Below are 26921 nucleotides of genomic sequence, written 5' to 3' on the forward strand. Positions count from 1 at the left end.
CTGCTTAGCTCTCGAACGGGGCGGCGTCGATCAGGTCGCAGATGTTGGGGCAGTCGAAGCCGTGTATGTGGCGGCGGCCGACGTCCGCCAAACCCGTGCCCAGCGCGTGGTGCGGCTTCTTGCGGGTCACCTCGGCCACCGCCGCCTGGAACGCCTGCTTCATGCCGAGGCGGGGATACAGCGCGAGCGTGGCGTCCACCAGCGACGGCGTGATTTCCTCCAGGCGCAGGCCGAAGATGTCGACGTGGGCGCCGAAGTGCAGCAGGGCGATTTCCGGCGCCTTGCGTTCGGCGATGCCGGCGCTGGAGTGCAGCGCGATCGCATCCCAGACCAGTTCCGCTTTCCGCTCCGAATAGCCGTTGGCTATCAAAAACTCGCTGGCGGCGTCGGCGCCGTCGACTTCGAAACGGTGCTCACGCGTGAATTGTTCGGTCAGCCCTAAATCGTGCAGCACCGACGCCAGGTACAGCGCCTCGCGGTCGTATTTCAGGCCGCGTTTCTTGCCGATGAAGTCGGAGAACCACCACGAGCGATGCACGTGGTATTGCATCGCCTTGTTGTGTACCTTGGTGACGAGGTCCGCCGCCTTGCGGGTCAGTGCGGTGTCCGGTGCGATGATGCCGCCGATCGTGACTGGTGCGCTCATGATGCATCTCCTGGAAAGGGTTGGTTGATGAAACCCATTGTAGGGACAATCAAATTGGCTAAAATGACTGTTTTACGATGATTTGTGCCAAAATAAAATGGGAGTTGAGGATGAAATCTAAAAAGCGTGTGGTGATCCTGGGGCTGCCGCCGGTTGATGCGCTGGACGTCATCGGCCCGGCGGAAGTCTTCGCCTATGCCAACCGCCTGAGCCAGACGGCCGCCCAACCGTATCAGGTCGAGCTGGTATCGGCAGGTGCCGAGCTCTATCTGGAAAGCGAAACCGGGATCGAATTGCGCGGCCACCGCACCCTAGCGCAGGAGCGCGAGTCCGGCAAACCCATCGATACGTTGATCGTCGCGACCGGCTTCGCCGCCATCAACCGCCTCAACCCCGAAGCGGTGGCGTGGATCAGGAAGCGCGCGCGGCATATACGGCGCATATGCTCCATCTGCGTGGGCGCCTTTGTATTGGCCGAGACCGGCTTGCTGGACGGACGCAAGGCAACCACCCACTGGGGCATGGCACGACAGTTGGCCGACGCCTATCCTTTGATCCGGGTCGACCCCGCGCCGATCTGGGTCAAGGATGGCAACCTCTACACGTCGGCCGGCATCTCGGCCGGGATCGACCTGGCGCTGTCGCTGGTCAGCGAGGATCTGGGCGACGAGGCGGCGTTGGCGGTGGCGAAAAATCTGGTGCTGTTTCTGCGGCGGCCCGGCGGCCAGGCGCAGTTCAGCGTCTCGCTGCAATCGCAGCAAACACCCAGCTCCAGCCTGGACGCGCTGTGCCTGTGGATCAGTGAACATCTGGAGTCCGACCTGACCGTCGAGATCCTGGCCGACCACATGGCGACCAGCGTAAGGACGCTGATCCGCACCTTCCAGCGCGAGCTGAACACGACGCCGGCAAAATATGTGGAGGATGTCCGCCTGGAGGCGGTGAGCAGGGCGCTGGAGTTCGGCGGCCAGTCGCTGGAAGAGATCGCGCGGCGCTGCGGCTACAACAGCGTCGATGTGCTGAGGAAGGCGTTCGTGCGGCGCATTGGGCTAAGCCCCAAGGACTACGTGCAGCGCTTTGCGCCCGGCAGCGGCGAATCCTGATTTCGCCCTTGACTTCATTTGGATTATAACTATAATCCAAATACTGAATGCCAAACGGAGTCGGAGATCATGAGGAAATCGAAGGCGGATGCAGCCGAAACGCGACAGACCATCGTGAATGTCGCGGCGGAGGAGTTCCGCCTCAACGGCATTTCGGCGACCGGGCTGATCGCCTTGATGTCCAAGGCGGGCCTGACGCACGGCGGTTTCTACAAACACTTTGAATCGAAGGACCAACTGGTGGCGGAGGCGTGCAGCAGCGCCATCGACGGCTTGGTCGCGCGCTTCAAGGAGGATTCCGCGGCGGGTGGCCGGCAGGGCTTCATGTCCATCGTCGACAGCTACCTGTCGATGGAACATCGCGACGACCGCGCCGGCGGCTGCCCGCTGGCCGGCATGGGCAGCGAACTGGTGCGCGCCGACGACCGCGCGCGCGCTGCCGCCGCGCAAGGCTTCGACGACCTGGTGGCGGTGATGGCCGGGAGCCTGGCCCAGGAGGGCACGGCGCATGCCCGTTCAGACGCCGGGTTCGCCATGGCGGCGATGGTCGGCGCCATGACCATGTCACGCCTCATGTCCGATCCGGCCGACGCTGCCGAGCTGTTGGACGATGTTCGGCGGCGTCTCAGTCTGATTTAAAAGGTCCATTTTTTTTACACAATTATGTGCATATGCACAGTTAGGGAACGCCATGCAACAACGTAAATATCTGATTACCGCCGCAACCGGCAAAACCGGTGTCCACACAATTAACCAGCTGCTCAAAGGCGGACATGCCGTGCGCGCGATGGTGCACAGCATCGACGAACGCAGCGAATCGTTGCGCCAGGCCGGCGCCGAGATTGTTGTCGGCGACCTGCTGAACCACGACGACGTGCTGCGGGCGGTGGACGGCGTATCGGCCGCCTACCTGTGCTATCCGGTACGCCCAGGCTTTATCCAGGCCACGGCGTATTTCGCCGATGCCGCGCAGCGCGCCGGTCTGGATATGGTGGTGAGCATGTCGCAGATTTCCGCGCGCGACGATTCCGAGAGCCACGCCGCCCGTGACCACTGGATCGCGGAACGGGTGCTGGACTGGTCGGGCGTTCCCGCCGTTCATCTGCGCCCGACCTTGTTCAGCGAATGGCTGACCTTCCCCTGGGTGCGCGGCCTGCTGGTCGAAGAGGGCAGGATCGCCATGCCGCTCGGCGAAGGACGCCATGCGCCGATCGCCGCCGAAGACCAGGCCCGCCTGATCGCGGCCATCCTGACCGACCCGGCGGGTCACGTCGGCAAGACTTACCCGCTGTACGGCCCGGTGGAGTTCAGCCAGAAGGAGCTTGCCTCCGAGCTGAGCCGCATCCTCGACCGACCCATCGTCTACAGCCCCGCCACGCTGGAGGAGTACCGCGAGCACCTGAACAAGTTCAAGCTGCCGGCCCACATCATCCAGCATTTCCTGGCCATCGCGGTCGATTACCAGAACGGCATCTTCTCCGGGGTCGATTGCGTGATCGGTGACATCACCGGCCAGGCGCCGCAAACCGTGGAGCAGTTCGTCAGGGCGAACATCGGCGCCTTCCAGCGCTGACCGGGCGCTCTACTGGCCGGTCTTGCCGCCCATGTGCAGGTAGAAGTCGGCCAGCACCCCGAACGCCTGCTTGCGGACGCCGGTCTCGGACAACAGGCCCTTGCGGTTCCAACCGTTCTGCAACAGCGGGTGTTCGCGCCGGGGCGAGCGGAAGTCCTTCAGTACCCACGGCGACATGCCGGCCAGCGTGGGGATCCTGGCGGCCATCGCCAGCGTGTTGCGGTAGTACTCGGCCTGGTATTCCTCGGTGAATTTCTTCATGCCCGCATCGCGATAGCCGGCCAGCGCATCCGCGCCGAATTCGGACAGGATCAGCGGGCGGTCTTTGGGCAGGTCCCACTTCATGCCGGGCAGGTCGGCCAGCGCGTCGTCGCCGTACCATCCGGCGTAGGTGTTCACCGCCAAGACGTCGAGCTGGTCCAGCAGCGGATCCTGGATGGTGGTGACGTCTTCGTTGCCGGTCTTGTGCCGCTCCACCAGCAGCGCCGCGCTGATCAGGCGGGTCGGATCCAGCGCGCGGACGTTGGCCGCCATGGCCGCGTGGAAGCGCGTGCGCGGCGCCGACACCGGCGTCTCGTTCCCCACGCTCCACAGAATCACCGAGGCGCGGTTGCGGTCGCGGTACACGGTCTCGGCCTGCATCGACAACGCCTTGCGCAGCACGGCGGGATTGTCCCAGTCGACTGTCCAGTAGACCGGGATTTCGCTCCACACCAGCAAGCCCATCTCGTCGGCGAGCCGCAGCGTGGTTTCCGAATGCGGGTAGTGCGACAGGCGCACGTAATTACCATGCAGATTGTGCTTGATCTCGGTGAGCAATGCCCGCGCCGCCTGCTCGGTCATGTTGCGCGCCGGGTTGGGGCCGAACTCTTCCTCATGCATCGAGACGCCGCGCAGGAAGATCGGTTTGTCATTGAGCAGGATCTGGCTGCCGCGTACGGCGATGGTGCGGAAGCCGATGCGGTCGCGCAGCACGTCGCCGTTCGCCGCGAACTGCACGTCGTACAAGGTCGGGCTGTCGGGCGACCAGCGTTGCAGTCCGCGCGGCGCCGGCAGCGAGATCGCGGCGCGTCCCTGCGCGTCGGTGGTCACACTGGCGCTGGCGAGGTTGCCGATCTTGACCGTCACCGTTTGCCCGCCGGCGTTGGGGCCGTTCAACTGGAGCGCGCCGGCGATGCGGCCGTCGCGCTCCAGGTGCAGCGTGGCGTCGTCGATGAAGGTGGCCGGGGTGTAGATCAGACGCACCGGGCGGGTGATGCCGCCGTACAGGTCCCAATCGGTGATCTGGGTCGGGATGGTCTGCGCGTCGTGCAGCGAATCGACGCCGACCGTCAGGCGATTCTCGCCGTCGCGCAGGGCGCCGCTGACCTCGACCACGAACGGCGTGAAGCCGCCTTCGTGCCGTCCGACTTCCTTGCCGTTCAGGTAGATGTAGGCGCGGTAGTTGACAGCCTCGAAGCGCAGGAAGGCCCGTCCGCCTTTCAGCTCGCGCGGCGTGAACTTACGCTGGAACCACATCAGGCCGTCGTAGTAGCGCAGTTCGGGTTGCGCCGCGTTCCAGGCGCCGGGTATGGTCATGACGGGGCCACGGTCCATGTCGAACTCGAAAAAGCCGGCGCCGCCCTTGGCCTCTTCCTGCGCGACGTTGACGTCGCGGTAACGCTGCATGCGGGATTTGGCCACCCAGCCGTTGATGTCGGTGAGCCCGGTGCGGTACAGATCCTTGGAATAGGTCCAGGCGCCCGACAACTCCTGGTTGTCCCGCTGGAGAGAGCCGGTCAGCAGCAAGGGCGGGCGCAGGTCGTCCGCCCACGCGGGCGCGGAGTCGAGCGCGAGAAGCAGCAGCGTGAAGATCGCGTAGAAGATCTTTTTCATCGTCGGCCCGCCGGTTAGAACTCGTACTTCACGCGCAGGCCGACGTAGCGCTGCGAGTTGCGCGCCAGCGTTTGCGTCAGGACGTGCGAGCCGCTGTAGAAGTTGTAGTTGTCGCCGATGAAGGAGGCGTAGGTCTTGTCGAACAGGTTGTTCACGTACAGCGTCACCTTGAACGAATGCGAGGGGTCGTTGAGTGCGATGCTGCCGTTCACGATGCCGTAGCCTTTTTGCTCCAGCAGCGGATTGTTCAGCAGGTCGAAGTTCACCGCCGACTGGTACTGGTAGTTCAGGTTGGCGACGCCGCTGTAGCCGCTCTCGCCGAGCGGGAAGTTGTAGGTGCCGCCCAGGTTGAGTTTCCAGCGCGGGGCGTTGGCCAGGTGCTTGCCGGCCAGGTCCTGCACCGACGCGTTGCCGATGACGACGCAGCCTTGCGCCACGGTCTGGCCAGGATAGCAGTTCGCGCGCGGGTAGTCCTTGATGACCGCGTCGACGTAGCCGACCGAGCTTTCCAGCAGCAGGGTATTGATCGGTTTTCCCGTCACTTCGAGTTCCACGCCTCGCGTGCGCAACTTGCCGACGTTGGTCAGGGCGTTTTGCGTCAGGTTGGTGACCGGGTCGAGCCGGCTGGACTGGGCCTGGAAATCGTCGTAGTCGGTATCGAAGACGGTGGCGTTGACTTGCAGGCGATTCTGCAGGAAGCGGCTTTTCACGCCCAGCTCATAGGCCTTGGAGGTTTCCGGCGCCACCGGCAGGCGGACACGCGAAGCGTCGAAGCCGGTGGAGATGTCGTAGCCGGCGCCCTTGTAGCCGGTGGCGTAGGAGGCATAGATCATCACCGCCTTCGCCAGGTCGTGTTGCAACGCCAGCTTGCCGGTCGCGGCGTCGTCGCGGTGGGTGCCCACGTAGTTGACCGGCGTGGCCGGAACGCTGTTGGTGTAATCGACGTCGATGGTCTCGCGGTTCAGGCGCAATCCGGCGTTGATGCGGGTGGCGCTGGTCAGCTTGTAGTCCGCTTGCGCGAACGCGGCCATGCTCTCGTTGCCGGCCAGCGCTTTCCAGTTGGCGACCGACAGCACGGGGCCACGGATAAAGGACCGTTCGATCTTGGAATTCGAGTAGTACAGGCCGCCCAGGTAGTTGAACACGCCTTCGCCGTTGGACGTGAGGCGCAGCTCCTGGGTCAACATGTGGGCGTTGCTTGGCCCGCCTTGGGTCACGCCGCCGTGGCGCGCGCCGCTGGTGAGCGCGGCCAGCAGGTCGACGGTGCTGCCGTCGTAGTCGGTCAGGAAGCGGTAGTTCCACTTCTGGTAGGTGCTGACCGAGGTCAGGGTATGGTCTTCGAGCTTCCAGTTCAGCGTGCCGCTCAGGCTGCTGTTTTCGGTGTTGGAGAACCCCGGGTCGTCCATGCGCACGTTGCGGTTGTCCGGGCCCGGCTGGATGCCGGCCAGCGCCGGCGCCAGCGGCGCCTTGTTCTGTTGGCTGGCGCCGGCCGGCACCGCCAGCAGCGTGGTGACCGGACCTTCGATGTTGCGCTTGCTGTAGTCGGCGATCAGCCTGCCGCGCAGGGTGGTGGACGGGTTGAAGTCGAGGCGCAGCCGGACGCCCTTGTTGGTGTCACCGTTGAGGTCGGTGCCGTTGGCCAGATTCCTGATTTCGCCGTCCCGCTGGCCGGCGTAGGCGTTGATGCGGTAGCCGAGCTGTTCGCTCAGCGGACCGGACAAGCCGGCTTCGACGCGGCGCTCATGGTCGCTGGTCAGGGTGAGCTGGGCGTGGCCTTCCAGCGCTTCGGCCGAGGACTTGGTGACGATGTTGATCAGGCCCGCCGACGAGTTCTTGCCGAACAACGTGCCCTGCGGTCCGCGCAGCACCTCCACCCGTTCGACGTCGCTGAGGTTGGAGAACGCTTGCAGTTGCTGGATCACCGGCACGTCATCGACGATGACCGACACCGCCGATTCGATCCCCGGGCTGTAGGCGAAGGTGCCGACGCCGCGTAGCGAGATATTGTTGTTGTTCGGATTCTGGTTGATCGTCAGCGCGGGCGACACGCGGGTCAGGTCGCTGAAGTCGACGATCTGCTGGTTCTCGATCGCGCGCGCGTCGACCGTGCTGACGGCGACAGGGACGTCCTGCATCGATTGGGCGCGCTTCTGCGCGGTGACGACCACGCTCTGTAATCCTTCCTCCGCGTTGGGGGCGCTGGTTTGTTGCGCGGCGGCGGGCAAGGCGACTGCGGCTGCGGCTACCAGCGCAGTGGCGTAAACGATCGTGGTCATGTGGTCTCCAGAGGTTTTATTTATAGGTGATGAGCGACTGATATTTTAGTGGCGTATTGGAGTTCCTATAATCAATCTCGTGATTACTACGAGGCTGCGGAGGACTCTCAGGAATTGGTGAGGCCGGCGAAACAATCATCAAGTTGATGCGCGAGGGGGGCGGCTGCAACGCTAATATATCAATATGAAACGTCTCCTGCTCATCCTGTTGCTGTGCCCGTTTTCCCTGAAGGCGGAGGTCCGGCTGCCCGCCATCCTCTCCGACCATATGGTGTTGCAGCGCGCGGAACGCGTCCCGGTGTGGGGTTGGGCGGCGCCCCAGGAACAGGTGACGGTGACAGTGGCGGGCTACAGTCAAAGCACCCGCGCCGCGCCGGACGGCAACTGGCGCGTTGAATTCAATCTTGCCGATGCCGCGCCCGCCGCCACCGTGATGCGCGTGCGCGGGGCCAGCAACGAGCTGATCGTCACCGACGTGCTGCTGGGGCAGGTGTGGCTGGCGTCGGGCCAGTCGAATATGCAGAAGCCCTTGGGCGAACAGAAGGGGCAACTGCCGACTTTCGGCGCCGAGGCGGAAATCGCTGCCGCCGACCATCCCGAGCTACGGCTATTCAAAGTGGCGCGCAATGCGCAGAAGCAGCCGGCCGGCGATGTCAAGGGAAGCTGGGTGCGGTGCTCGCCGGCGACCATCGTGGAGTCACGCTTCTCCGCCGCCGCCTATTACTTCGGACGGCGGGTGCAGCAAGCGTTGAAGCAGCCGGTCGGCCTGATCGACGCCAGCGTGGGCGGCACGCGGATCGAATTGTGGACGCCGCCGGCGACCGGTAAGGAAGCAGCGGCGCCGGCCGGCGATTCGGTGCTATACAACGGCATGATCGCCGGCCTGGCGCCGTTCGCCATCAAGGGCGTGCTGTGGTATCAGGGCGAATCGAATATTATCGACAACGACGACGGCGCCGCCTACACGCCCCGGATGGCGGCGCTGGTGGAGGGCTGGCGCCGGCAATGGCGGGCCGATTTCCCGTTTTATTACGTGCAGGTGGCGCCGCATTTGTATTCGGTGGTGCGGCCCGCGCATCTGCTGCACGGGGCCGAGTCGGAGCCCATGCTGTGGGAAGCGCAGGCGCAGGCGCTGCGGATCCCGAACACCGCCATGATCGTCACCACCGACCTGGTCGACGACCTGCGCGACATCCACCCGCGCGACAAGCGGTCGGTGGGACTGCGGCTGGCCAATCTGGCGCTGGCGAAAAGCTATGGCCAGGGCGGCATCGAACCGTTCGGGCCGACGTATCGGTCGATCGAGATTGTCGGCGACAAGGCGGTGCTGAAATTCGATCACGCGGACGGGCTGGCGTCGCGCGACGGCAAGCCGCTCGACTGGTTCGAGATCGCCGGCGACGATGGACGGTTTCAGCCGGCGCTGGCCACCATCGACGGCGCCGGCATCGTCGTCCGCAGCGGCGCGGTTGACAGGCCGGTGTCGGTGCGCTTCGCCTGGCATGAGGCGGCGCAGCCCAACCTGGTGAATCGCGCCGGCCTGCCTGCGGTGCCGTTCAGGTCGGAAAAGCCGATTCCTTCCAACGCACTGTCGCGCTAGCCGGCGCCGATCACTGAATCGGCAGCAGAAAGTCGGGATAGCGGCTGCGCAGGGCGTCCAGTTCCGACAAGGTGCCCGACAAGTGTTTGCGCACCCACGCCTGCGCCTGAACCGGATCGCCGCGCGCGATGGCGTAGGCGATTTCGGTGTGCTGCTGCAGGATCGATTGCGCCTTGCCGTTGACCGGCAGGTGCAGGCGGCGCAAGCGGTCCAGGTTGCCGCTGCCGGAGCGGATGCGCTGCCACAGATTGGGAATGCCGGCCGCCTGGTACATGGTCTTGTGCAGTTCCAGGTCGATGGCGCTGAAGTTGGCCAGATCGTCCCGCTTCAGATATTCCTGCTGGCGCGCGATCAGCCCCAGCAACAGCGACGCCAGCGCCGGGTTCGGCTCCTGCGCCAACAGATGCACCACCTCCAGTTCCACCGACAGCCGCAGGAAGTGCGCTTCGCGCGCCGACTCCAGGTCGACCGCGCGCACCCGCGTCACGTGCTGCGGAAATACCTCCACCAGGCGCTCCTCGTCCAGGCGGGACAGCGCGTCGCGCACCGGCGTGACCGAGACATTGAAGTGGCCCGCCAGCTCGGCGCGCGACAAAGTGGCGCCCGGCGGCAGGCTCAAGGTGACGATCAATTCGCGCAGGTGCTCATAGACTTGCAACGATACGCTGTGGGATCGGTCGAGGTGGAAGCTGCCGGGAAGTGTGGTTTCGCTCATGGTGCGGGAGTTGTCTGAGGCTGCTGGTATATTAGCATAAGGGATCTTGGCGCCAACCGCCGGCCGCTGACGACTCGAGTCAACGTGATGATTGAATGGGCCTACAGGGTAGCCGATCCTGTACGTACCTAATATATTAGCGCTTCGCCAGCCAACCGGGGATCACTTTTGCGATTAAAGATAAAACTTTCATTGGCCCTGGCCGCGCTGGCGCTGGCCATCGTTGCCATCCCGGGATCCGCGCGCGAGGTCTACAACTTCAATCCGGGCTGGCGCCTGGCGGTGGCCGATCCTGCCGATGCCGCCCAGGTCCGCTTCGACGACAGCGGCTGGCAGGCGGTGACGCTGCCGCGCGCTTGGAACGAGGACGACGCGTTCGCCAAGGACATCACCGAACATCGCACCGGCATCGCCTGGTATCGCAAGCACTTCACGCTGCCGGCGTCGGCGCGTGGACGGAAAGTCTTCATCGAGTTCGAGGGTGCGCGCCAGGCGGCGGAGGTGTACGTCAACGGCAAGCGCCTCGGGCTGCACGAGAACGGCATCACCGCCTTCGGCTTCGACCTGGGCGACGCGCTGGTCGCGGGCGACAATGTGGTGGCGGTCAGGACCGACAATCGCTGGGACTATCGCGAAGCGGCCACCGACCAGCGTTACCAATGGTCGGACAAGAACTTCAACGCCAACTACGGCGGGCTGCCGAAGAACGTGCGCCTGCACGTGACCGACAAGCTGTACCAGACCTTGCCGCTGTACTCGACGCTGGGCACGACCGGCGTCTATGTTCACGCCGGCGAATTCGACATCACCGGCCAGCGCGCCACCATCAGCGCCGAATCGCAAGTGCGCAACGAGCGCGCGACGGCCGCCACCTTCACCTATGAAGTGCTGTTGCGCGACGCGGACGGCAAGCAGGTGGCGCGATTCGCAGCGCCGGCGCAGCGCGTCGCCGCCGGCGCCACCATCGTGGCCAAGGCCAGCGCCAAGGTCGGCAAGCTGAAGTTCTGGAGCTGGGGCTACGGCTATCTGTACGACGTCGAGACCACGCTCAAAGTCGACGGCAAGGCGGTCGACCGTGTCGTCACGCGCACCGGCTTCCGCAAGACCGAATTCAGCCACGGCATGGTCCGGTTGAACGACAGGGTGCTGCAGATGAAGGGCTACGCGCAGCGCACCTCCAACGAATGGCCGGCGCTGGGCATGTCGGTGCCGGCCTGGCTCAGCGACTACAGCAACGGCCTGGCGCTGGCCAGCAACGCCAACCTGATCCGCTGGATGCACATCACGCCGTGGAAGCAGGACGTGGAATCGCTGGATCGCCTGGGCCTGATGCAGGCGATGCCGGCCGGCGACTCGGAGGCCGATGTCAGCGGGCGGCGCTGGGAGCAGCGGCTGGAGGTGATGCGCGACGCCATCATCTACAACCGCAACAACCCCAGCATCATATTCTACGAGAGCGGCAACCGGGGCGTGAGCCAGGCCCACATGGCGCAGATGAAGGACTTGCGCGACCGCTTCGATCCCTACGGCGGCCGCGCCTCGGGCAGCCGGGAAATGCTCAGCGCGCCGTTGCAGGCGGTGGCCGAGTATGGCGGCGAAATGTTATATATCAATAAGAGCGCGCGCATCCCGATGTGGGCGATGGAGTATTCGCGCGACGAGGGCGCGCGCAAGTTCTGGGACGATCTGACGCCGCCGTTCCATCGGGATGGCGACGGCCCGCAGCACAAGGGGCAGGATGCCAGCACCTACAACCGCAATCAGGACAGCCACGCGATCGAGGACGTGAAGCGCTGGTACGACTACTGGCGCGAAAGGCCTGGCACCGGCACGCGCGTTTCCAGCGGCGGCGTGAACATCATCTTCTCCGACAGTAATACGCACCATCGCGGCGCCGAGAATTATCGCCGCAGCGGTGAAGTGGACGCCATGCGCATACCGAAGGACGGCTTCTACGCGCATCAGGTGATGTGGGACGGCTGGGTCGATGTCGAACGGCAGCGCAGCCATATCCTCGGCCACTGGAACTATGCGCCGGGCACCGTGAAGACGGTGACGGTGGTGTCCAGCGCCGAGCGCGTCGAGCTGTACCTGAACGGCAAGCCGCTGGGCGAGTGCCGCCAGAGCGAGCGCTTCCTGTTCAGCCTTGATCAGGTCGCGTGGCAGCCGGGCGAGTTGAAGGCGGTCGGCTATGACGCCGCCGGCCGGAAAGTGTCCGAAGCCGTGCTGGAGACGGCCGGAGCGCCGGTCGCGTTGCGGCTGACGTCGACGGTGTCGCCGAAAGGCCTGCAAGCGGATGGCGCCGACGTGGCGCTGGTGCAGGTGGAGGTGGTGGACGTGCAAGGGCGCCGCAATCCGTTGGCGCTGGACAGCGTGAAGTTCGATGTGCAGGGGCCGGCCGAATGGCGGGGCGGTATCGCGCAGGGACCGGACAACTTCGTGCTGGCGCGCGAGCTGCCGGTGGAGGGCGGCGTGAATCGCGTGCTGCTGCGCGGCACCACGCAGGCCGGCACGATCACGCTGCGCGCCAGCGCCGCCGGTCTGGCGCCGGCCGCGCTGACGCTGGAATCGCGGCCGGTGGCGGTGCACGGTGGGCTGGCCGCGCAGCTGCCGTCGGACGGTTTGCCGCTGAATCTGGAGCGCGGGCCGACGCCGGCGACGCCGTCGTTCACGGTGTCGCGGGTGGCGGTGCCGGTGAAGTCGGCGCAAGCGGCCAGCAACGCCGCCGATGCGGGCAAGTCCTACGACGATGACGAGACGACCGCCTGGGCCAGCCGGCCGGGCGAGGGCGCGCCGTCCATCACCTACGAGTTGGCCGAGGCGGCGACGCTGAAGGAAATCGTCCTCAAGCTGTCCGGCTGGCGCGAGCGCAGCTATCCGATCAGCGTGGCGGTGGACGGGGTCGAGGTCTACAACGGCATGACGCCGAAGAGCCTGGGCTATGTCACGCTGCCGCTCAAGCCCCGGCGCGGCAGCAGCGTGAAGGTGACCCTGAACGGCGCCGCGGACGAGGGCAACGCCATCAAGCTGACCGAGGTGGCCAACCAGGCGATCACCGATACCGGCGCCAACCGGACGCCGAAGGGCGTGCTGTCCATCGTTGAAATTGAGTTCTACCGCGCGCCGTGAGGGCAATTCTAATTGCCGCGATTTAGGGCGTCATAAGGCCAGTTCCTCCGGTGCGATGCGCTCCAGGGCCGCTTGCATCCGCGCCGAATACGGATTATCCAGCGCGGCTTCCGCCAGGCCTGTGTGTCCAAAGACCGCAATCAGCTTTGTGCCGGATGCGTCCTGCACCATCTTGAAGGGATCGAAACCGGCGTCCAGCAGATAGCCGAGGAAGCGCTCGTGGAATTCGCCATGCGGGTAGCCGTCGAAGGTCAGGATATGGAACGACGGTCCATATCCCTCGTTGTAGGCTTGGGCGCCTTCCTGCGCCAAGGCTTGTAGCGACTCCCACGCGAAGCGCGACGGGACGTCTTCCCATTGTTCGTACAGTGTCATGAAATCGCCGACCAGGTGGTTGATGTTGTTTGCTTTTAAAATGGACATGATGTTCTCGTCTAAAAAGGGATGTGGGTTCTACGCGCCGAACGCGTTGTCGACCAGGCGCGCTTGCTGCTCCAGGTGCAGCGACGCGTAACCAGGCGCGGTGGAGGCGCTGGCCTCGCGGCAGGCGTCATGCAGCGTGGCGGCGGGTGGCAGCACGGTGCGCAGGTCTTCTTCGATGACCTTCCATGCGCCCTGGTTGCGCGGCTCTTCCTGACACCAGACCACCTTGCGCAGGTTGACATAGCGCACCAACTCCTGCGCCAGCGCGGCGGCGGGGAAGGGGTACAGTTGTTCCAGCCGCACGATCGCGACGCTGTCGGCCTTGTTCGCGCGGCGCTGCTCGACCAGGTCGAAGTAGACCTTGCCCGAGCAGACGATGACCTTCTCGATCGCCGCGTCTTGCGCTGCGGCGCCGGCATCGGGCAGCACTTCCTTGAAGCCGCCGCTTGCCAGTTCTTCCAGGCTGCTCACGGCCTCCGCGTGACGCAGCAGCGACTTGGGCGTCATCACCACCAATGGCTTGCGGTCCAGCGGCGATGCCTGGCGACGCAGCATGTGGAACAGTTGCGCCGGGGTGGTCGGCTGACACACCTGGATATTCTCTTGCGCGCACAGTTGCAGATAGCGCTCCAATCGCGCGGAGGCGTGCTCGGGGCCCGCGCCTTCCTGGCCATGCGGCAGGAACATCGTCAGTCCGTTTTGTTGGCCCCATTTCGCGGCGGCGGCGGAAATGAAATTGTCGATCACCACCTGGGCGCCGTTGGCGAAGTCGCCGAATTGCGCTTCCCAGATCACCAGCGCGTCCTCGCGCACGCTGGAATAGCCGTACTCGAAGCCGAGCACCGCCGCCTCCGAGAGGATGGAGTTATTCACGGTGAACACGCCTTGCTTCGGCGCGACATGGTTCAGCGGCGTGTACTTGCCTTCGTGGCGGACTGCCCGGTTCTGGTTGTTCAGCACCGCATGGCGATGACTGAAGGTGCCGCGCTCGCAATCCTGCCCACTCAGGCGCACGGTCACTCCCTGCGCCAACAGGCTGGCGAAGGCGAGGTGTTCGCCCATGCCCCAGTCCAGCGGCTTGGCGCCGGCGGCCATCTCGCGGCGCGCGGAGATCACCTTGCCGACCAACGGGTGCAGCGTGTAGGCCTCCGGGACCACCGTGAGCGCTTGCGCCAGGTGGCGGATGTCTTCCAGCTGAGGCGCGACGTAGGCGGCACGGGAAGTCGCCGCCGGCGCTGCCACGTGTGGCGCGTCTTCGGCATCGGCCTGCCGCGCCAGATGCTCGCGATAGGCGCTCTCGTATTCGGCCACCTGTTCGGCGGTGAGCAATCGTTCGGCCACCAGCTTTTGCGCGTAGATGCTGCGCGCACCCGGATGGCCGGCGATCGAGCGGTACATCAGCGGCTGGGTGATGCCCGGTGTGTCCTGCTCCTGGTGGCCGTGGCGGCGGAAGCAGACCAGGTCGATGACCACGCTGCGCCCGAAGGTGGTGCGGTATTCGAGCGCCAACTGCACCGCCATCACCACCGCCTCGGGATCGTCCGCGTTCACGTGCAGTACCGGTGCCTCGATCATCTTGGCGATGTCGGTGCAGTAGAAGGTGGAGCGGGTTTCGCTCGGATCGGAGGTGGTGAAGCCGATCTGGTTGTTGACCACGATGTGCACCGTGCCGCCGGTGCCGTGGCCTTTGGTGTAGCTGAGGTTCATGGTTTCCATGACGATGCCTTGGCCCGAGATCGCGACGTCGCCGTGGATCTCGACCGGCAGTACCGCGCGCTGTCCGTGCTCGCCCAGCAGCTCGGCGTGGGCGCGGGCGATCCCTTGCACCATCGGGTTGACGATTTCCAGGTGCGAGGCGTTGAAGGCGAGTACCACGTCGACTTCGCCGTCCGGCGTGACGGCCTTGCCGCTGTAGCCCTTGTGGTATTTGACGTCGCCGGCCGGCAGCAGGTGCGCGGTCTTGCCCTCGAACTCGTCGAACAGCGCACGCGCCGGCTTGCCCACTGTATTCACCAATACGTTCAGGCGGCCGCGATGTGCCATGCCGAGTATCACGCTCTTAAGGCCATTGGCCGCGCCGTACTGGATCAGTTCATCCAGCAGCACGATCAACGATTCGCCGCCTTCGAGCGAGAAGCGTTTCTGTCCGGTGTAGCGGGTGTGCAGATATTTTTCCAGGCCCTCGGCGGCGGTCAGGCGTTGCAGGATGCGGCGGCGGTGTTCGGCCGACAGGTTGGGCCTGGACCTGGCCGACTCAAGGCGCATCTGCCACCACTGGCGCTGCGCGGCGTCGGCCAGATACATGAACTCCGCGCCCAGCGTGCCGCAGTAGGTCTGCCGCAGCGCGGCCACCGTTTCTTTCAGCGGCAGCGTCTCGGCGTCGGAAAAGTAGGTGTCGGCGGTGCTGAACGAGGCATTCATGTCGGTTTCGTCCAGGCCGTAGAAGGCCGGCGTCAATTCCGCCAGCGGGTGGCCGGGACTCCAGCGCAGCGGATCGAGGTCGGCCTGGCGGGTGCCGACCACGCGGTAGGCGGCGATCAGCGATTGCACCGCGACCTGCTTGCGCGCCAGCGCCATCGCGGCGCCCTCGAAGCAAGGCCGCGCACGTCGCGCCATCGCCGCGAACTTGTCGATCACGACATTGTGGGCGACATCGGCCTTGTCGCTGCCGTCGACCGCCGGCGCCGTTTGCAGCGCGCCGAAGTAGCTGCGCCATTCGTCGGACACCGAACCGGCATCGGCAAGATAGGATTCGTAGAGGTCCTCGATGTAAGGGACATTGTCCCCGAAGAGGAACGAGGTTTTTTGGGTTTGCAGCATCATGATGAGCCTTCCTTTTGGCGGTACGTTGGAAGCCCAGGATGTTGTGGATGAATCCGGGCCTCGATGAATTCAGTATCTGTGCGAAGCGGCGCAAAGAGAATTCCTAACAGCATCGTTTCGGGGCCATTACGGTCGATTTCGGGACATGAGGGTGCGACCACCTGGGGCGGGGCGTGATATGCGGCTTGGTCGAGCGGTGTGTCGGCGCTGCGGAAGCGCCTTCAACGGAAGATCGCCGGCTGATGCCGATGCCGTCCGCGATATCGTCGATGCTCAACGGGTCGGTGATGTGGTCGGTAACATATTTCAGCACCGGTTTCACAACGGAGTCTTCTTCCACGCCGGCGGCGAGAAAGGGGCGTTTGGCTTCGCGCGCGCAAAGAACACATCGAAAAATATTGCGCTTGACAGTCCCTTTCAAGCAGCCTAAAGTCTCATAAAATCAATAGGTCAGCATAATGACCTTTACAAGGAGACAGCTTGAAAAAATTCGTATTTGCGCTTGGCGCGATGGCTTCGATGTCCAACTTCGCCTCGGCCCAGTCGGGCGTGACCATGTCCGGCATGGTCGACTTGGGCTTGGTCCATGAGTCTGGCGGCGCGGCCGGTTCGGTCAACAAAATCACCAGCGGCGTCGAAAACGGCTCGCGCATCATCTTCAAGGGCTACGAAGATCTTGGCGATGGCAACAGCGCGATATTTCTGCTCGAATCCGGCTTCCAGGCCGATACCGGCGCGCTGGGGCAGGGCGGACTGCTGTTCGGACGCCAGGGTTATGTCGGGCTATCCAGCAAGCGTCTCGGTACGCTCACGCTGGGCCGTCAGTACACGCCGAACTACCTGATCATGGCCGGCGTCGCCGATCCGTTCGCGGCCGGTCTGGCCGGAGTGTTCTCGGCGGTCTTCGCCAACTCGGGCGCCCGGGTGAACAACTCGGTCAAATACGTTACGCCCAAGTCGCATGGCGTGTTCGCCGAAGCGCTGTACGGCGCCGGCGAGGTGGCCGGAGAAGTCAGCGCGGGCAGCGCGGCCGGCGCCGCGCTTGGCTACTCGGAGGGCAAGCTCAATGCACGTCTCGGCTATGCCTGGCGCAGCAACGACACCGCCGTCATCAAGAACGGCGGCTCGGCGCGCAACATCCTGATGGCGATGAACTATGACTTTGAAGCGGTCAAGATGTTCTTCGCTTACGGCATCAACCGTGGCTTGAACAGCGCGCAGCTGCCGAGCGCCAACGCTTACGGCTACAAGGTCGCGCCGGTGCTCAGCACCGCCAGCAACGACGTACTGATCGGCGCCACCGTGCCGGTAGGTTTGGGCCGTGTGATCCTGTCGGCCGTCCACAAGGACGATCGCAGCAAGCCCAATCAAGACGCCACCTTGCTGGCGGTGGGCTACTCGTACAATCTGTCCAAGCGCACCGACCTGTATGTGGCTTACGGCCATATCGACAACCACAGCGGCGCCGGTTACACGGTGAATTCCGCGATCGATATCGGCTCGGGCAACCGCGCCTTCAACCTCGGCATGCGCCACCTGTTCTGATGACGCATATCGTTTCCGCCACCGTGCTGCCTTGCGGGCAGGCGCTCAGCGACCCAAGCTGGAAATTCGCGCGCGCCACCGTGCCCCGTCTCGACGGCTGGGTGGTGCGGCTCGAAGATGACGACGGCCGGATCGGTCTTGGCTACGCTCACGCGATCCCTGCCATTACCGATGTCGGCGCCGGCGTGCAGGCCGCGCTGGCGTTCCTGCTGCCGGCGCTGGTCGGACAATCCGCCGCCGACCTCGGCCAGATCATGCGGGAGGTCGATGCGCGTCTCGGCTTCGCCAGTTCCGCCAAGGCGGCTATCGACATGGCCTTGCACGATCTGCTGGCGCGCCAGTTGGGCGTCCCATTGCATGTGCTGCTGGGCGGGGCGTTGCACACAGGCGTCCGTCAGGCACGCATCGTGCCGATCAAGACCCCGGTAGAAATGGCGACGCACGCGGCCGCGCTGGCCGGTCAGGGCTACCGTCAGCTGAAACTCAAACTCTCCGGCGATGCGGCGCAGGACGTGCAGCGCGTGGCGGAAGTGCGCGCCGCCGTCGGGCCGGAAGTGCGGCTGACGCTGGACCCCAACCAGTCCTATCGCGCCAAGCAGATGATCGCCGCCTTTGCGCGCATGGAGCGGCATGACATCGCGCTGATCGAACAGCCGGTGCCGGCCGCCGACTGGGCCGGGCTGAAAATGCTGACGGCGACGCTGCCGGTGGCGATCGAAGCCGACGAGAGCGCGCTGACCGTGGCCGATGTGCTGCGCCTGGTGAGCGAGCGCGTGGTCGATGTCATCAATCTGAAAGTCGCGAAACTGGGCGGCTTGCGCAATTTCGCCGCCGCCGTCGCGATCTGCGAGAGCGGTCACGTAGCCTGCCGCGTCGGCGCCACGTTCGGCCCGGCGCTGCTGCAGGCGACCGCCCTGCACGCGGCGGCATGTATCAAGCACCTGCCTTATGATTGCGAGCTGTCCGAACACCTGCATCTGCAAGACGACCCGTTCACCGCCTTGCCCGTCATCGATGGCGCCATCACGCTGCCGGACGGCGCGGGATGCGGCGTGAGCTATGCCTGAACGCGTGATGGTGGACGGATGCATCGATGTCATCGTCGAAGGCGAGGGCGATGCGGTGGTGCTGCTGCCGTCGTCGCAACGTGGCAGCGATGATTTCGATGTGGTGGCTGCGCGCATCGCGGCGGCCGGGCACCGGGTGCTGCGTCCGCAGCCGCGTGGCATCGGCGCCAGCAGCGGCAGTCTCGATGGCTTGACGCTGCACGCGCTGGCGGCCGACGTCGCGGCGACCGTGCGCACTCTCGGCGGTGGCCGCGCGGTTGTGGTGGGCCATGCCTACGGCCATTACGTGGCGCGCGTAACGGACCGCAACTATCCAGAATTGGTGAGAGGCGTGGTCATGGCCGCCGCCGCGAGCGCGGTGATCGATCCCGCCTTGCCGGCGGCGCTGGATTGCGCTGCGGACGCCGCCATGCCGGAGATCGTGCGCCTGGCCGCGCTGCGGCTGGCGTTCTTCGCGCCCGGCAGAGATCCTCACGCCTGGCTCGATGGTTGGTATCCAGCTTTGGCCGGCGCCTACCGCAGCGCGGCGCAAGTGCCGCCCCGTTCAATCTGGTCGGCGACGGCGAATGCGCCGGTATTGGATTTGCAAGCGGCTCAGGATCCCTGGCGTCCGCCCGCCAGCCGCAGCGAAGTCACGGATGCGTTGGGATGCAAGGCCAGCGTGGTGCTGGTGCCCAACGCGAGTCATGCGCTGTTTCCGGAGCAGCCGGCGGCGGTGGCCGACGCCATCATCGGATGGATCGCCGGCTTGCCGCGGTAAGAACTCAACGACCCTGGAACACCGGGGTGCGCTTTTCCTTGAACGCCAACTGCGCTTCGCGCGCGTCCTCGGTCAGTCCGATGGCCGCCGTCATATCCTGCTCGTAGCGGTAGCCGTCGCGCAGGCTCATATCTTCGATGACGTTGAGCGTATGCTTGCTCATGCGGGTCGACACCGGGCTCTTGGCGGCGATCGTCGCGGCCAGCGCCAACGCCTGCGGCATCAGGTCGTCGTGCGCGGTGCAGGCTTCGACGATGCCGAGCCGGTACAGTTCCTCGCCGCCGACCCGGTAGCCGGTCAACGCCATGCGGCGCAGGCGCGAGTGGCTGAACAGGCGCATCGCATGGCTGCAACCGCCCAGCAGGCCGACGTCCACTTCGGGCAGGCCGAGCGACGCCCGTTCGGACGCGATCAGGATGTCGGACGAGGCCACCATCGCCAGGCCGGAGCCGAGCGCGGCGCCGTTGATGGCGGCGATCACCGGCTTGGCGCATTCGCGGATCGCATGGAAGCATTCGCGCGTGCGGCGCGCATGGGCCATCATGTCGCCTGGATGCTTGATGTTCTCGGCGCGGCCTTTCAGGTCGGCGCCGGCGCAGAACACCTTGCCGGCGCCGGTCAGCACCACGGCGCGGATATCCGCCGTCTCCGAGATCACGTCGAGGGCGTGGGTCAGTTCGTCGTTGAGGATGCGGGTCAGCGCGTTCACCGGCGGGCTGTCGAGCGTCAGCACGGCGACGTGGCCTTCGAGGCGGAACTGCAATTGGGTGTAGTCGGTCATGTTCATTCCTTCATGGCGGGGAAGCCGTACAATGCGGCGGGATTGGCGACCAGGATCAGCTGGCGGGTGGCGGCGTCCGGCACCCATTCGACCAGCTGGTCGAGCAGTGCGCCCACGTCGGGCGACTGGTCGCCCATGCGGACGTACGGCCAGTCCGAACCCCACAGCAGGCGCTCCGGCGCGGCCGCCAGCAGCGCATCGAAGAACGGCCGCGCGTCGGGGTAGCCCGGCGCCTGGGTCGAGACCCGGCACAGCGTCAGCTTGACCCAGACGCCGCCTTGCTTCAGCTCCTCCAGCACCGCCTGGAAGGCTTGGTCGGCCACGCCGCGCTCGGTCTTGATGCAGGCCATGTGATCCAGTACCACCTCCACGCCGGCGGCGCGCACCTGCGGCAGCAGATCGGCGTAGGCCTCGATCGGCGCCCACAATTGCGCGTGCAGGCCGATCCGACGCATCGCCGGCGCCATCTGCAGCAGCTGGTGGACACCGACGCTGCCGGCGTAAGGCGTGCCGTTCGGCGCGCGCACTTCGACGAAGCGCAGGCCGCGCACGCCGCCGTCGTACAGCGCCTGCAATTGCGCTTCGGAGGTTTGCTCATCGGCTACCGCGATGCCGCGCAGGCGGCCTTCGCTTTGGGCGATGGCGTCCAGCAGGGCCGAGGCGTCGGTGCCATACGGCGCCGGCTGCACCAGCACGCCGCGCGCGGCGCCGATGGTGTCGAGCATTTCGCGGTGCAGCGCGGCGGGCGCCAGCGGCGGCGCGTAGCTCGACGCGTGCGCCAGCGGGAAGCGGTCGTAGGGTCCGAACACGTGGGCGTGGCTGTCGCAGGCGCCCGGCGGCAGAGTGTGAGCGGGCGCGCCGGGCATGCGCGGCGCGACGGTTTCCATGGGCGCGCTCATGCCGCCGCCTGCGGAAGCAATGTCAGCACCGTCGCGGAGTTGCCGGCGACCGGATGCAGCGGCGCGACCGCGCCTTCGTCCGGCAATGGAATGTGGTGTGCGTTGAGTGTCATGGCGACCATCGAGTAGTAGCCGACGATCGCGGTCAGCTCCACCGTGCCGGCTTCGCCGAAGAGGCCCAGCACGCGCTGGTAGGCCGGTTCGTCGACCACGCCCTGTTGCAGCAGCTGGCGCGCGTATTCGTAGACGGCGGCGTCGCCGGCGTCCGCAAACACCGGCGCTTCGGCCACCAGCATGGCGTCGATGATGTTCTGCGGCAGGCCGGCCTTCTGCGCCGCTTCGGCGTGGATATACCATTCGAGCTGGCTGTTCCAGCGTCGCGCAGTCACCAGGATCGCCAGTTCGCTGTGGCGTGGCGCGATGCTGGTGCCGAAGCGCAGCAGGGCGCCCATTTTCTGCCAGCGGTCGGCCAGCTTAGGATTGTGCAGCGCCGCGCGCAGCGGCCCGACCAGGCGCGCGCGCGGGCCGCTGACGATGTCGTCGTACACCGCGCGCTGTTCGGCGTTCATGGTGTCCGGCGTTGGAAAGGAAATACGTGCCATATTGTTTAGTCTCTTTTAAATGATGCCGTCGCGCGCCAGCTGGGCGATGCGGTCGGCGTCGAAGCCGATTTCCGCCAGCACTTCGCTGGTGTGCTGGCCCAGAAGCGGCGGCGCGCTGTTGAATTCAAGTTCCGCTTCGCTGAAGCGCATCGGGCTGCGGATCTGCGGCACCTTGCCGGCGGTCGGGTGGGGCAGTTCGATCAGCATCTTGCGGTGCTTGACCTGTTCGTCCTCGAACACCTGCGGGATGGTGTTGATCGGGCTGCATGGCACGCCGGCCGCATCCAGTTCGGTGGCCCACGCGGCCATCGGCTTTTCCAGGAACAGCGCCTCCATCATCGGCAGCAGCACGCCGCGATTGCGCACCCGCGCGCCGTTGGTGGCGAAGCGCTCGTCGAGCGGCCATTCGGGTTTGCCGGCTACGTCGCAGAACTTGGCGAACTGGCCGTCGTTGCCGACCACCAGCACGATGTAGCCGTCGGCGCAGGCGAAGACGTCCTGCGGCTGGATGTTGGGGTGCTTGTTGCCGTTGCGCTTGGGCGTCTTGCCGGAGACCAGATAGTTCATGCCCTGGTTGGCGATCGAGCCGACCATCACGTCGAGCATGCCTATGTCGATATAATCGCCCAGGCCGGTCTCGGCGCGGCGCGCCAGCGCGGCCAGTACAGCCACCGAGGTGTACATGCCGGTCATCAGGTCGACGATGGGCACGCCGACTTTCTGCGGCCCGCCGCCTGGCAGGTCGTCCATCTCGCCGGTCACGCTCATCAAACCGCCCATGGCCTGGATCATGAAGTCGTAGGCGGCGTTTTCGGCCTTCGGGCCGTCCTGGCCGAAACCGGTCACCGAGCAGTAGATTAGGCCCGGGTTGATCGCCTTCAGCGAGGCGTAGTCGAGTCCGAACTTGGCCAGCGTGCCGACCTTGTAGTTTTCCAGCAGGATGTCGGATTGCAGCGCGAGCGCGCGCACGATTTCCTGGCCTTCGGCGGTGTTCAGGTCGACCGTCACCGAGCGCTTGCCACGGTTGGCGGAAAGGTAGTAGCCGGATTCGCGGGTGTCGACGCCTTCGGCGTCTTTCAGAAACGGTGGACCCCAGCTACGGGTGTCGTCGCCGACCTTGGGACGTTCGACCTTGACGACATCGGCGCCGAGATCGGCCAGCACCTGGCCCGACCACGGGCCGGCGAGGATGCGCGACAGATCGAGCACCTTGATATGGGAAAGCGGACCAGCCATGATGTACTCCTGAATGCGGTAAAGAGGATGAGTTGAAGGCGCGGGCGGCCGGTCAGGCTTGGGCGTCGTCCGGCATGGTGGCGACGGCGGAAGCGCGCGCGGCGAAGCTCGCATGCCACGCCGCCAGTTGCGGATAGCCGGCGCGCCAGTCAAGATCGGCGAAACGGTAGTCCAGGTAGGACAGCAGGCAGCCGACGCTCACGTGGCCGATGTCGAAACCGTCGCGCGCCAGCGCTTCGGCCTCCAGCTCCAGGCTGGCCATGCCGGCGTTGATCTTGACCGCGAACGCGGCCAGCCACTCGGGCAATTGCTGGGCCTCGGTTTTCATGCGTTCCTGACGCCACAGCAGCAGGATGGCGGTCATGCCGTCGGCCAGCGCCTGGCGACGCAGCGCCAGCCAGCGCGCGGGGCCGGCGGCGGGGAAGAATTTGGCGCCGCTGTGCAGCGTGTCGAGGTATTCGCAGATGACCGGCGAGTCGTACAGCGGCGTGCCGTCGTCCAGCACCAGGGCGGGGATCTGGCTGATCGGATTGTCGACCATCAGGCCGGGGTTGGGCGTGGCCATCGCGGCCACCGAACGGATGCGGGTGACGCTGGCGTCAAGGCCGGTTTCGTGCAGGACGATCATGACCTTGCGCACGAACGGCGAGCGGGGGGACCAGTGAAGTTTCATGCCATTTCCTTCTCAGTTATTCGATGAAAAGTAACGGCAGGGAGGTCACTGCGTGTCCCTTCCCGTCACTTCAGTTTAATGTCGAGGCGCACCACGTCGCCCCGGTAAATTCCTTGTCCGACAAACACCAGGCAGCCATCGCGGTCCACGGCGGTCCGGGCCACATGCGCCACCGGCGCGTTCAGCGGCAGTTGCAGCAGCTCCGCCAGATCCGGATCGGCCGAACCGAGCGTCAGCGTCTGGTGCGCCTCGGCGATTTCCAGCCCCGGCAACTCGCGCAGGATACGCATCGAGGTCTTGGTCTCGAACGATTCCGGCGCGATCCTTGCGCACAGGCGCTCGTCGATGTAGACGTCGCCCAGGTAATACGGCTTGCCGTTGCGCCAGTGGCGTCGCCGCCAGTGCTGGTAGAACGGCGCCATCGTGCCCACCATCGGATCGGGCGGATTGGGCGCCAGCCGTTCCTGCTTGGTCAAGATCTCGATCGTCACGCCGTCGGGCGCGATCAGTTGGCCCGACCAGTCCGACGCGACCTCGCACCAGAACTGCTCCTGCGGCTTGCCGATGACGAAAGTGCCCTTGGCGCGATAGCGCGCGATCAGCTTCTCGTCTTCCAGCAAGTCAAGCGCCTGGCGTACCGTGGCGCGGGCCACCTGGCATTCGGCGGCCAGTTCGTCTACCGTCGGGATTTGTTCGCCGACCTGCCATTGTCCGGATTCGACCCGGCGCCGGAACAGGCTGGCCAACTGCACATAACGCGACGCCGCGCTGCGACTGAAATCGATTGCTGCGGTCGTGACCTGAGCTGCTTTCATCACATCCTCTCAATTGGGGGAAACATCAATGTTGCTATTATCACCCATTAAGTTGATGAACTGGTTTTTTGACTTTTATCTGGTTCAGCGTCCTTTGAATTCGGCCGGGCGCTTTTCCAGGAAGGCGCGCATGCCTTCTTTCTGGTCGTCCGAATCGAACAGCAATTGAAACGCTTTGCGCTCCAGCAGCAGGGCGGTGTCCAGCGGCGCGTCCTGGCCCATCTGCACCACGTCGAGGATGGCCTGCACCGCCAGCGGCGGCATGGCGACGATGCTGCGCGCCAGCGCCATGGCCTGGGTCAGCGCCGCGCCGTCGGCGCACAGTTCCGAGACCAGGCCGCAGGCGAAGGCGTCGCGCGCGGTGATCGGTTCACCGGTCAGCATCATGCGCAGCGCCTGGTATTTGCCGATGGTTCGCAGCAGACGTTGGGTGCCGCCCGCGCCCGGCATGATGCCGACCTTGATTTCCGGCTGGCCGAAGCGGGCGCCTTCGGCGGCGACGATCATGTCGCACGCCAGCGCCAGTTCGCAGCCGCCGCCCAGCGCGTAGCCTTCGACCGCCGCTATCAGTGGCTTGCGGCAGCCGCGCAGGGTGGTGAACACCTGGTCGGTGGCGTCCAGCGTGTGGCTGGTCGGCGTCATTGCGGCCATCTCGTCGATGTCGGTGCCGGCGACGAAATAACCGCCGGCGCCGGTCAGGACGATGACGCGGACCGCCGGATCGGCGTCGAGCGCCAGCACGGCCTGCGTCAACAGATGCTTGACTTCGAGGTTCAGCGCGTTGCGCCGGCGCGGGCGGTCGATCGTGATCACGGCGACGCCGTCGGCGGTTTGCCACGATACCGGTGTTATGGTTTCCTGGGTCATGCCGCTGCTCCGTGGAAGGGTTGTCCGGTCAGCGCGCGGCGCGCCAGCAGCGGCGCGCTGCGATAGCGGTCCTCACCGTAACCGGCGGCGAGGTTGAGCAGCACGGTGTGCACCACCGCAGGTCCGATCGCGTCGGCCCAGGCCAGCGGTCCGCGTGGATAATTGACGCCGTTGACCATCGCCAGATCGCAGTCGCGGGCGCTGGCGATGCCTTGCTGGACCACGTCGGCCGCTTCATTGGCGAGCATGGCGACGGTGCGCATCACCACCATCCCCGGCACGTCGTCGATGACGATGACCTGCTTGCCGAGCGCCTGGAAGAATCCGGCGACAGCGGCCAGTGCGCCGTCCGGCGTCTGGTCCGCCAGCGCGATGGCGATGGTGGCGGCCTTGGCGTAATCGCCGGCCAGGTCGAACACGGCGTCCAGCCCACGTTGGGTGGCGGGGCGGCCGTCGGTCAGGGCCAGCGTCACGCCGTCCACGGTCCACAGCGCGGGGCCGGGAGCGGCGTCGTGGCGCACGGCCAGTCCGGCTTCCTGGGCCAGCGTCAGCAGCGGGGCGGTGACGCCCAGTGTGCCGGTGACCAAGATACCCGTGGGCGCAGGCGCAGGTTGCGCCAGTGTCGGCGCCGGCCTGGCGGCATCCGGCGCATAGCTATAGAACCCGTTGCCGCTTTTCTTGCCCAGCCATCCGGCGTCGACCAGCTCCTTTTGCAGCAGCGACGGCTTGTAGCGCGGGTCCTGGTACATGGCGTCGTAGACGGATTTGGTCACGGCGTAGTTGACGTCGTGGCCGATCAAGTCCATCAATTCGAAGGCGCCCATGCGGAAGCCGCCGCAGTCGCGCAGGATGGCGTCGAGGGTGGCGACGTCGGCGGCGCGGTCGCCCAGCAGGCGCAGGGCTTCGCCGTAGAACGGCCGGGCCACGCGGTTGACGATGAAGCCCGGCGTGGAGGCGCAGCGCACCGGCACTTTCTTCCAGGCCAGCGCGGTGGCGAACAGTGTGTCGGCCACGGCGGGCGCGGTGGCCTTGCCGGAGATGATTTCGACCAGCGGCAGCACCGGGGCCGGATTGAAGAAGTGCAGGCCGGCCACCTGTGCCGGGCGCTTCAGGCGGGCCGCGATCGCCGTCACCGACAACGAAGAGGTGTTGGTGGCGATAATGGCGTCGGCCGGCAACAGCGCTTCGACTTCGGCCAGCACGCTCGCCTTGATGTCGATGTTTTCGACGATCGCCTCGATCACCAGCCTGGCGCCGGCCAGGTCGGCCAATTGCGCTCCGGCGCTCAGACGAGCCATGCGGTCGCCGTGGGTGGCGGCGTCGATCTTGCCCTTTTCCAGCAAGCGGCGGTAGGCGGTGTCGATGGAGGCGATGCCGCGTTCGACGGCGGCCGGTGCCGCGTCGTACAGCACCACGCGGTGCCCGGCGTTGAGCGCCACCTGGACGATGCCGCTGCCCATCGCGCCGGCGCCGATGACGCCGATCAGATCTTGCGCTGTCAAAGCACTCATGA

At 65.6% G+C, this 26921-nt stretch carries 22 protein-coding genes; 8 read left to right on the top strand and 14 right to left on the bottom strand.

The features are described from left to right. Positions 1–4: 4 nt before the first annotated feature. Positions 5–646, bottom strand: a complete 642-nt coding sequence (locus GW587_RS13175) for an HD domain-containing protein (protein ID WP_166103421.1) — start codon at positions 644–646, stop codon at positions 5–7. 110 nt (positions 647–756) lie between these two features. Between GW587_RS13175 and GW587_RS13180 the strand changes: the two genes are divergently transcribed. From GW587_RS13180 to GW587_RS13190, 3 genes are all read left to right on the top strand, one after another. Beyond that, positions 757–1749, top strand: coding sequence for a GlxA family transcriptional regulator (locus GW587_RS13180; protein ID WP_166103424.1), 993 nt, complete (start codon positions 757–759; stop codon positions 1747–1749). A 114-nt stretch (positions 1750–1863) separates the two neighbouring features. Continuing rightward, entirely contained in the window at positions 1864–2388 is a 525-nt protein-coding gene (locus GW587_RS13185; RefSeq protein WP_371875587.1) for a TetR/AcrR family transcriptional regulator, read from the top strand. 52 nt (positions 2389–2440) lie between these two features. Continuing rightward, complete coding sequence (locus tag GW587_RS13190; protein ID WP_166103429.1) at positions 2441–3322, top strand: NAD(P)H-binding protein; 882 nt, start codon at positions 2441–2443, stop codon at positions 3320–3322. A gap of 9 nt (positions 3323–3331) precedes the next feature. Here GW587_RS13190 and GW587_RS13195 read toward each other — a convergent pair whose 3' ends face one another. Both GW587_RS13195 and GW587_RS13200 read right to left on the bottom strand, forming a co-directional pair. Further along, positions 3332–5197 carry a glycoside hydrolase family 2 protein gene (locus tag GW587_RS13195; protein ID WP_166103432.1) on the bottom strand — a complete coding sequence of 622 codons (1866 nt, stop codon included), beginning with the start codon at positions 5195–5197 and terminating at the stop codon, positions 3332–3334. Positions 5198–5211: 14 nt separating this feature from the next. Next, entirely contained in the window at positions 5212–7473 is a 2262-nt protein-coding gene (locus tag GW587_RS13200) for a TonB-dependent receptor (protein WP_229259429.1), read from the bottom strand. A 184-nt stretch (positions 7474–7657) separates the two neighbouring features. Here GW587_RS13200 and GW587_RS13205 point away from each other — a divergent pair, with 184 nt between their 5' ends. Continuing rightward, entirely contained in the window at positions 7658–9073 is a 1416-nt protein-coding gene (locus GW587_RS13205; protein ID WP_166103435.1) for a sialate O-acetylesterase, read from the top strand. A 10-nt stretch (positions 9074–9083) separates the two neighbouring features. On the opposite strand, the gene GW587_RS13210 is transcribed toward GW587_RS13205, so the two are convergent. Next, entirely contained in the window at positions 9084–9788 is a 705-nt protein-coding gene (locus tag GW587_RS13210; RefSeq protein ID WP_166103437.1) for a GntR family transcriptional regulator, read from the bottom strand. Positions 9789–9980: 192 nt separating this feature from the next. Here GW587_RS13210 and GW587_RS13215 point away from each other — a divergent pair, with 192 nt between their 5' ends. After that, the gene (locus GW587_RS13215; RefSeq protein WP_207393471.1) at positions 9981–12917 is read left to right on the top strand and encodes a glycoside hydrolase family 2 protein; all 2937 of its coding nucleotides are present in this window, start codon (positions 9981–9983) and stop codon (positions 12915–12917) included. 30 nt (positions 12918–12947) lie between these two features. Here GW587_RS13215 and GW587_RS13220 read toward each other — a convergent pair whose 3' ends face one another. Together GW587_RS13220 and GW587_RS13225 are read right to left on the bottom strand one after the other, a co-directional pair. Further along, positions 12948–13340: a hypothetical protein gene (locus tag GW587_RS13220; protein ID WP_166103439.1), complete on the bottom strand. Its 393-nt coding sequence runs from the start codon at positions 13338–13340 to the stop codon at positions 12948–12950. A 30-nt stretch (positions 13341–13370) separates the two neighbouring features. After that, complete coding sequence (locus GW587_RS13225; RefSeq protein ID WP_166103442.1) at positions 13371–16163, bottom strand: 2-oxoglutarate dehydrogenase E1 component; 2793 nt, start codon at positions 16161–16163, stop codon at positions 13371–13373. 480 nt (positions 16164–16643) lie between these two features. Between GW587_RS13225 and GW587_RS13230 the strand changes: the two genes are divergently transcribed. From GW587_RS13230 to GW587_RS13240, 3 genes are read left to right on the top strand one after another with little or no spacing between them, the layout of a single operon-like run. Continuing rightward, on the top strand, positions 16644–17708 hold the full coding sequence (locus GW587_RS13230; protein ID WP_229259430.1) for a porin: 1065 nt from the start codon (positions 16644–16646) through the stop codon (positions 17706–17708). Beyond that, positions 17708–18775: a mandelate racemase/muconate lactonizing enzyme family protein gene (locus GW587_RS13235; RefSeq protein WP_166103443.1), complete on the top strand. Its 1068-nt coding sequence runs from the start codon at positions 17708–17710 to the stop codon at positions 18773–18775. Before GW587_RS13230 ends, GW587_RS13235 begins: the two co-directional genes overlap by 1 nt. Continuing rightward, positions 18768–19535 carry an alpha/beta fold hydrolase gene (locus GW587_RS13240; RefSeq protein ID WP_166103445.1) on the top strand — a complete coding sequence of 256 codons (768 nt, stop codon included), beginning with the start codon at positions 18768–18770 and terminating at the stop codon, positions 19533–19535. The genes GW587_RS13235 and GW587_RS13240 overlap by 8 nt, the downstream gene beginning before the upstream one ends. 4 nt (positions 19536–19539) lie before the next feature. Here the strand turns inward: GW587_RS13240 and GW587_RS13245 are convergent, their stop codons facing one another. The 8 genes from GW587_RS13245 to GW587_RS13280 form a co-directional block, all read right to left on the bottom strand. Then, complete coding sequence (locus tag GW587_RS13245) at positions 19540–20316, bottom strand: enoyl-CoA hydratase/isomerase family protein (RefSeq protein WP_207393472.1); 777 nt, start codon at positions 20314–20316, stop codon at positions 19540–19542. A gap of 2 nt (positions 20317–20318) precedes the next feature. Continuing rightward, on the bottom strand, positions 20319–21215 hold the full coding sequence (locus GW587_RS13250) for an amidohydrolase family protein (protein ID WP_166103449.1): 897 nt from the start codon (positions 21213–21215) through the stop codon (positions 20319–20321). Further along, positions 21212–21817, bottom strand: a complete 606-nt coding sequence (locus GW587_RS13255; RefSeq protein WP_166103451.1) for a carboxymuconolactone decarboxylase family protein — start codon at positions 21815–21817, stop codon at positions 21212–21214. Before GW587_RS13255 ends, GW587_RS13250 begins: the two co-directional genes overlap by 4 nt. 15 nt (positions 21818–21832) lie before the next feature. After that, positions 21833–23053 (bottom strand): CaiB/BaiF CoA transferase family protein, encoded by a 1221-nt coding sequence (locus GW587_RS13260; protein ID WP_166103452.1) that lies wholly within the window; start codon positions 23051–23053, stop codon positions 21833–21835. 52 nt (positions 23054–23105) lie between these two features. Continuing rightward, positions 23106–23726 (bottom strand): glutathione S-transferase family protein, encoded by a 621-nt coding sequence (locus GW587_RS13265; protein ID WP_166103454.1) that lies wholly within the window; start codon positions 23724–23726, stop codon positions 23106–23108. 65 nt (positions 23727–23791) lie between these two features. Continuing rightward, positions 23792–24541 (bottom strand): GntR family transcriptional regulator, encoded by a 750-nt coding sequence (locus GW587_RS13270; RefSeq protein WP_166103456.1) that lies wholly within the window; start codon positions 24539–24541, stop codon positions 23792–23794. 84 nt (positions 24542–24625) lie between these two features. Next, positions 24626–25408 (bottom strand): enoyl-CoA hydratase-related protein, encoded by a 783-nt coding sequence (locus tag GW587_RS13275; RefSeq protein ID WP_166103458.1) that lies wholly within the window; start codon positions 25406–25408, stop codon positions 24626–24628. Then, positions 25405–26919, bottom strand: a complete 1515-nt coding sequence (locus GW587_RS13280; protein ID WP_166103460.1) for a 3-hydroxyacyl-CoA dehydrogenase — start codon at positions 26917–26919, stop codon at positions 25405–25407. The genes GW587_RS13275 and GW587_RS13280 overlap by 4 nt, the downstream gene beginning before the upstream one ends. Positions 26920–26921 lie beyond the last annotated feature (2 nt).

It is taken from the genome of Duganella aceris, assembly GCF_011090165.1.
Taxonomy (GTDB): domain Bacteria; phylum Pseudomonadota; class Gammaproteobacteria; order Burkholderiales; family Burkholderiaceae_D; genus Rugamonas; species Rugamonas aceris.

Excerpts from the sequence above, each read along its gene's own strand:
- GW587_RS13175 (WP_166103421.1), bottom strand. The coding sequence starts at position 646 with ATGAGCGCACCAGTCACGATCGGCGGCATCATCGCACCGGACACCGCA.
- GW587_RS13180 (WP_166103424.1), top strand. The coding sequence starts at position 757 with ATGAAATCTAAAAAGCGTGTGGTGATCCTGGGGCTGCCGCCGGTTGAT.
- GW587_RS13190 (WP_166103429.1), top strand. The coding sequence starts at position 2,441 with ATGCAACAACGTAAATATCTGATTACCGCCGCAACCGGCAAAACCGGT.
- GW587_RS13195 (WP_166103432.1), bottom strand. The coding sequence starts at position 5,197 with ATGAAAAAGATCTTCTACGCGATCTTCACGCTGCTGCTTCTCGCGCTC.
- GW587_RS13200 (WP_229259429.1), bottom strand. The coding sequence starts at position 7,473 with ATGACCACGATCGTTTACGCCACTGCGCTGGTAGCCGCAGCCGCAGTC.
- GW587_RS13205 (WP_166103435.1), top strand. The coding sequence starts at position 7,658 with ATGAAACGTCTCCTGCTCATCCTGTTGCTGTGCCCGTTTTCCCTGAAG.
- GW587_RS13210 (WP_166103437.1), bottom strand. The coding sequence starts at position 9,788 with ATGAGCGAAACCACACTTCCCGGCAGCTTCCACCTCGACCGATCCCAC.
- GW587_RS13220 (WP_166103439.1), bottom strand. The coding sequence starts at position 13,340 with ATGTCCATTTTAAAAGCAAACAACATCAACCACCTGGTCGGCGATTTC.
- GW587_RS13225 (WP_166103442.1), bottom strand. The coding sequence starts at position 16,163 with ATGATGCTGCAAACCCAAAAAACCTCGTTCCTCTTCGGGGACAATGTC.
- GW587_RS13235 (WP_166103443.1), top strand. The coding sequence starts at position 17,708 with ATGACGCATATCGTTTCCGCCACCGTGCTGCCTTGCGGGCAGGCGCTC.
- GW587_RS13240 (WP_166103445.1), top strand. The coding sequence starts at position 18,768 with ATGCCTGAACGCGTGATGGTGGACGGATGCATCGATGTCATCGTCGAA.
- GW587_RS13245 (WP_207393472.1), bottom strand. The coding sequence starts at position 20,316 with ATGACCGACTACACCCAATTGCAGTTCCGCCTCGAAGGCCACGTCGCC.
- GW587_RS13250 (WP_166103449.1), bottom strand. The coding sequence starts at position 21,215 with ATGAGCGCGCCCATGGAAACCGTCGCGCCGCGCATGCCCGGCGCGCCC.
- GW587_RS13255 (WP_166103451.1), bottom strand. The coding sequence starts at position 21,817 with ATGGCACGTATTTCCTTTCCAACGCCGGACACCATGAACGCCGAACAG.
- GW587_RS13260 (WP_166103452.1), bottom strand. The coding sequence starts at position 23,053 with ATGGCTGGTCCGCTTTCCCATATCAAGGTGCTCGATCTGTCGCGCATC.
- GW587_RS13265 (WP_166103454.1), bottom strand. The coding sequence starts at position 23,726 with ATGAAACTTCACTGGTCCCCCCGCTCGCCGTTCGTGCGCAAGGTCATG.
- GW587_RS13270 (WP_166103456.1), bottom strand. The coding sequence starts at position 24,541 with ATGAAAGCAGCTCAGGTCACGACCGCAGCAATCGATTTCAGTCGCAGC.
- GW587_RS13275 (WP_166103458.1), bottom strand. The coding sequence starts at position 25,408 with ATGACCCAGGAAACCATAACACCGGTATCGTGGCAAACCGCCGACGGC.
- GW587_RS13280 (WP_166103460.1), bottom strand. The coding sequence starts at position 26,919 with ATGAGTGCTTTGACAGCGCAAGATCTGATCGGCGTCATCGGCGCCGGC.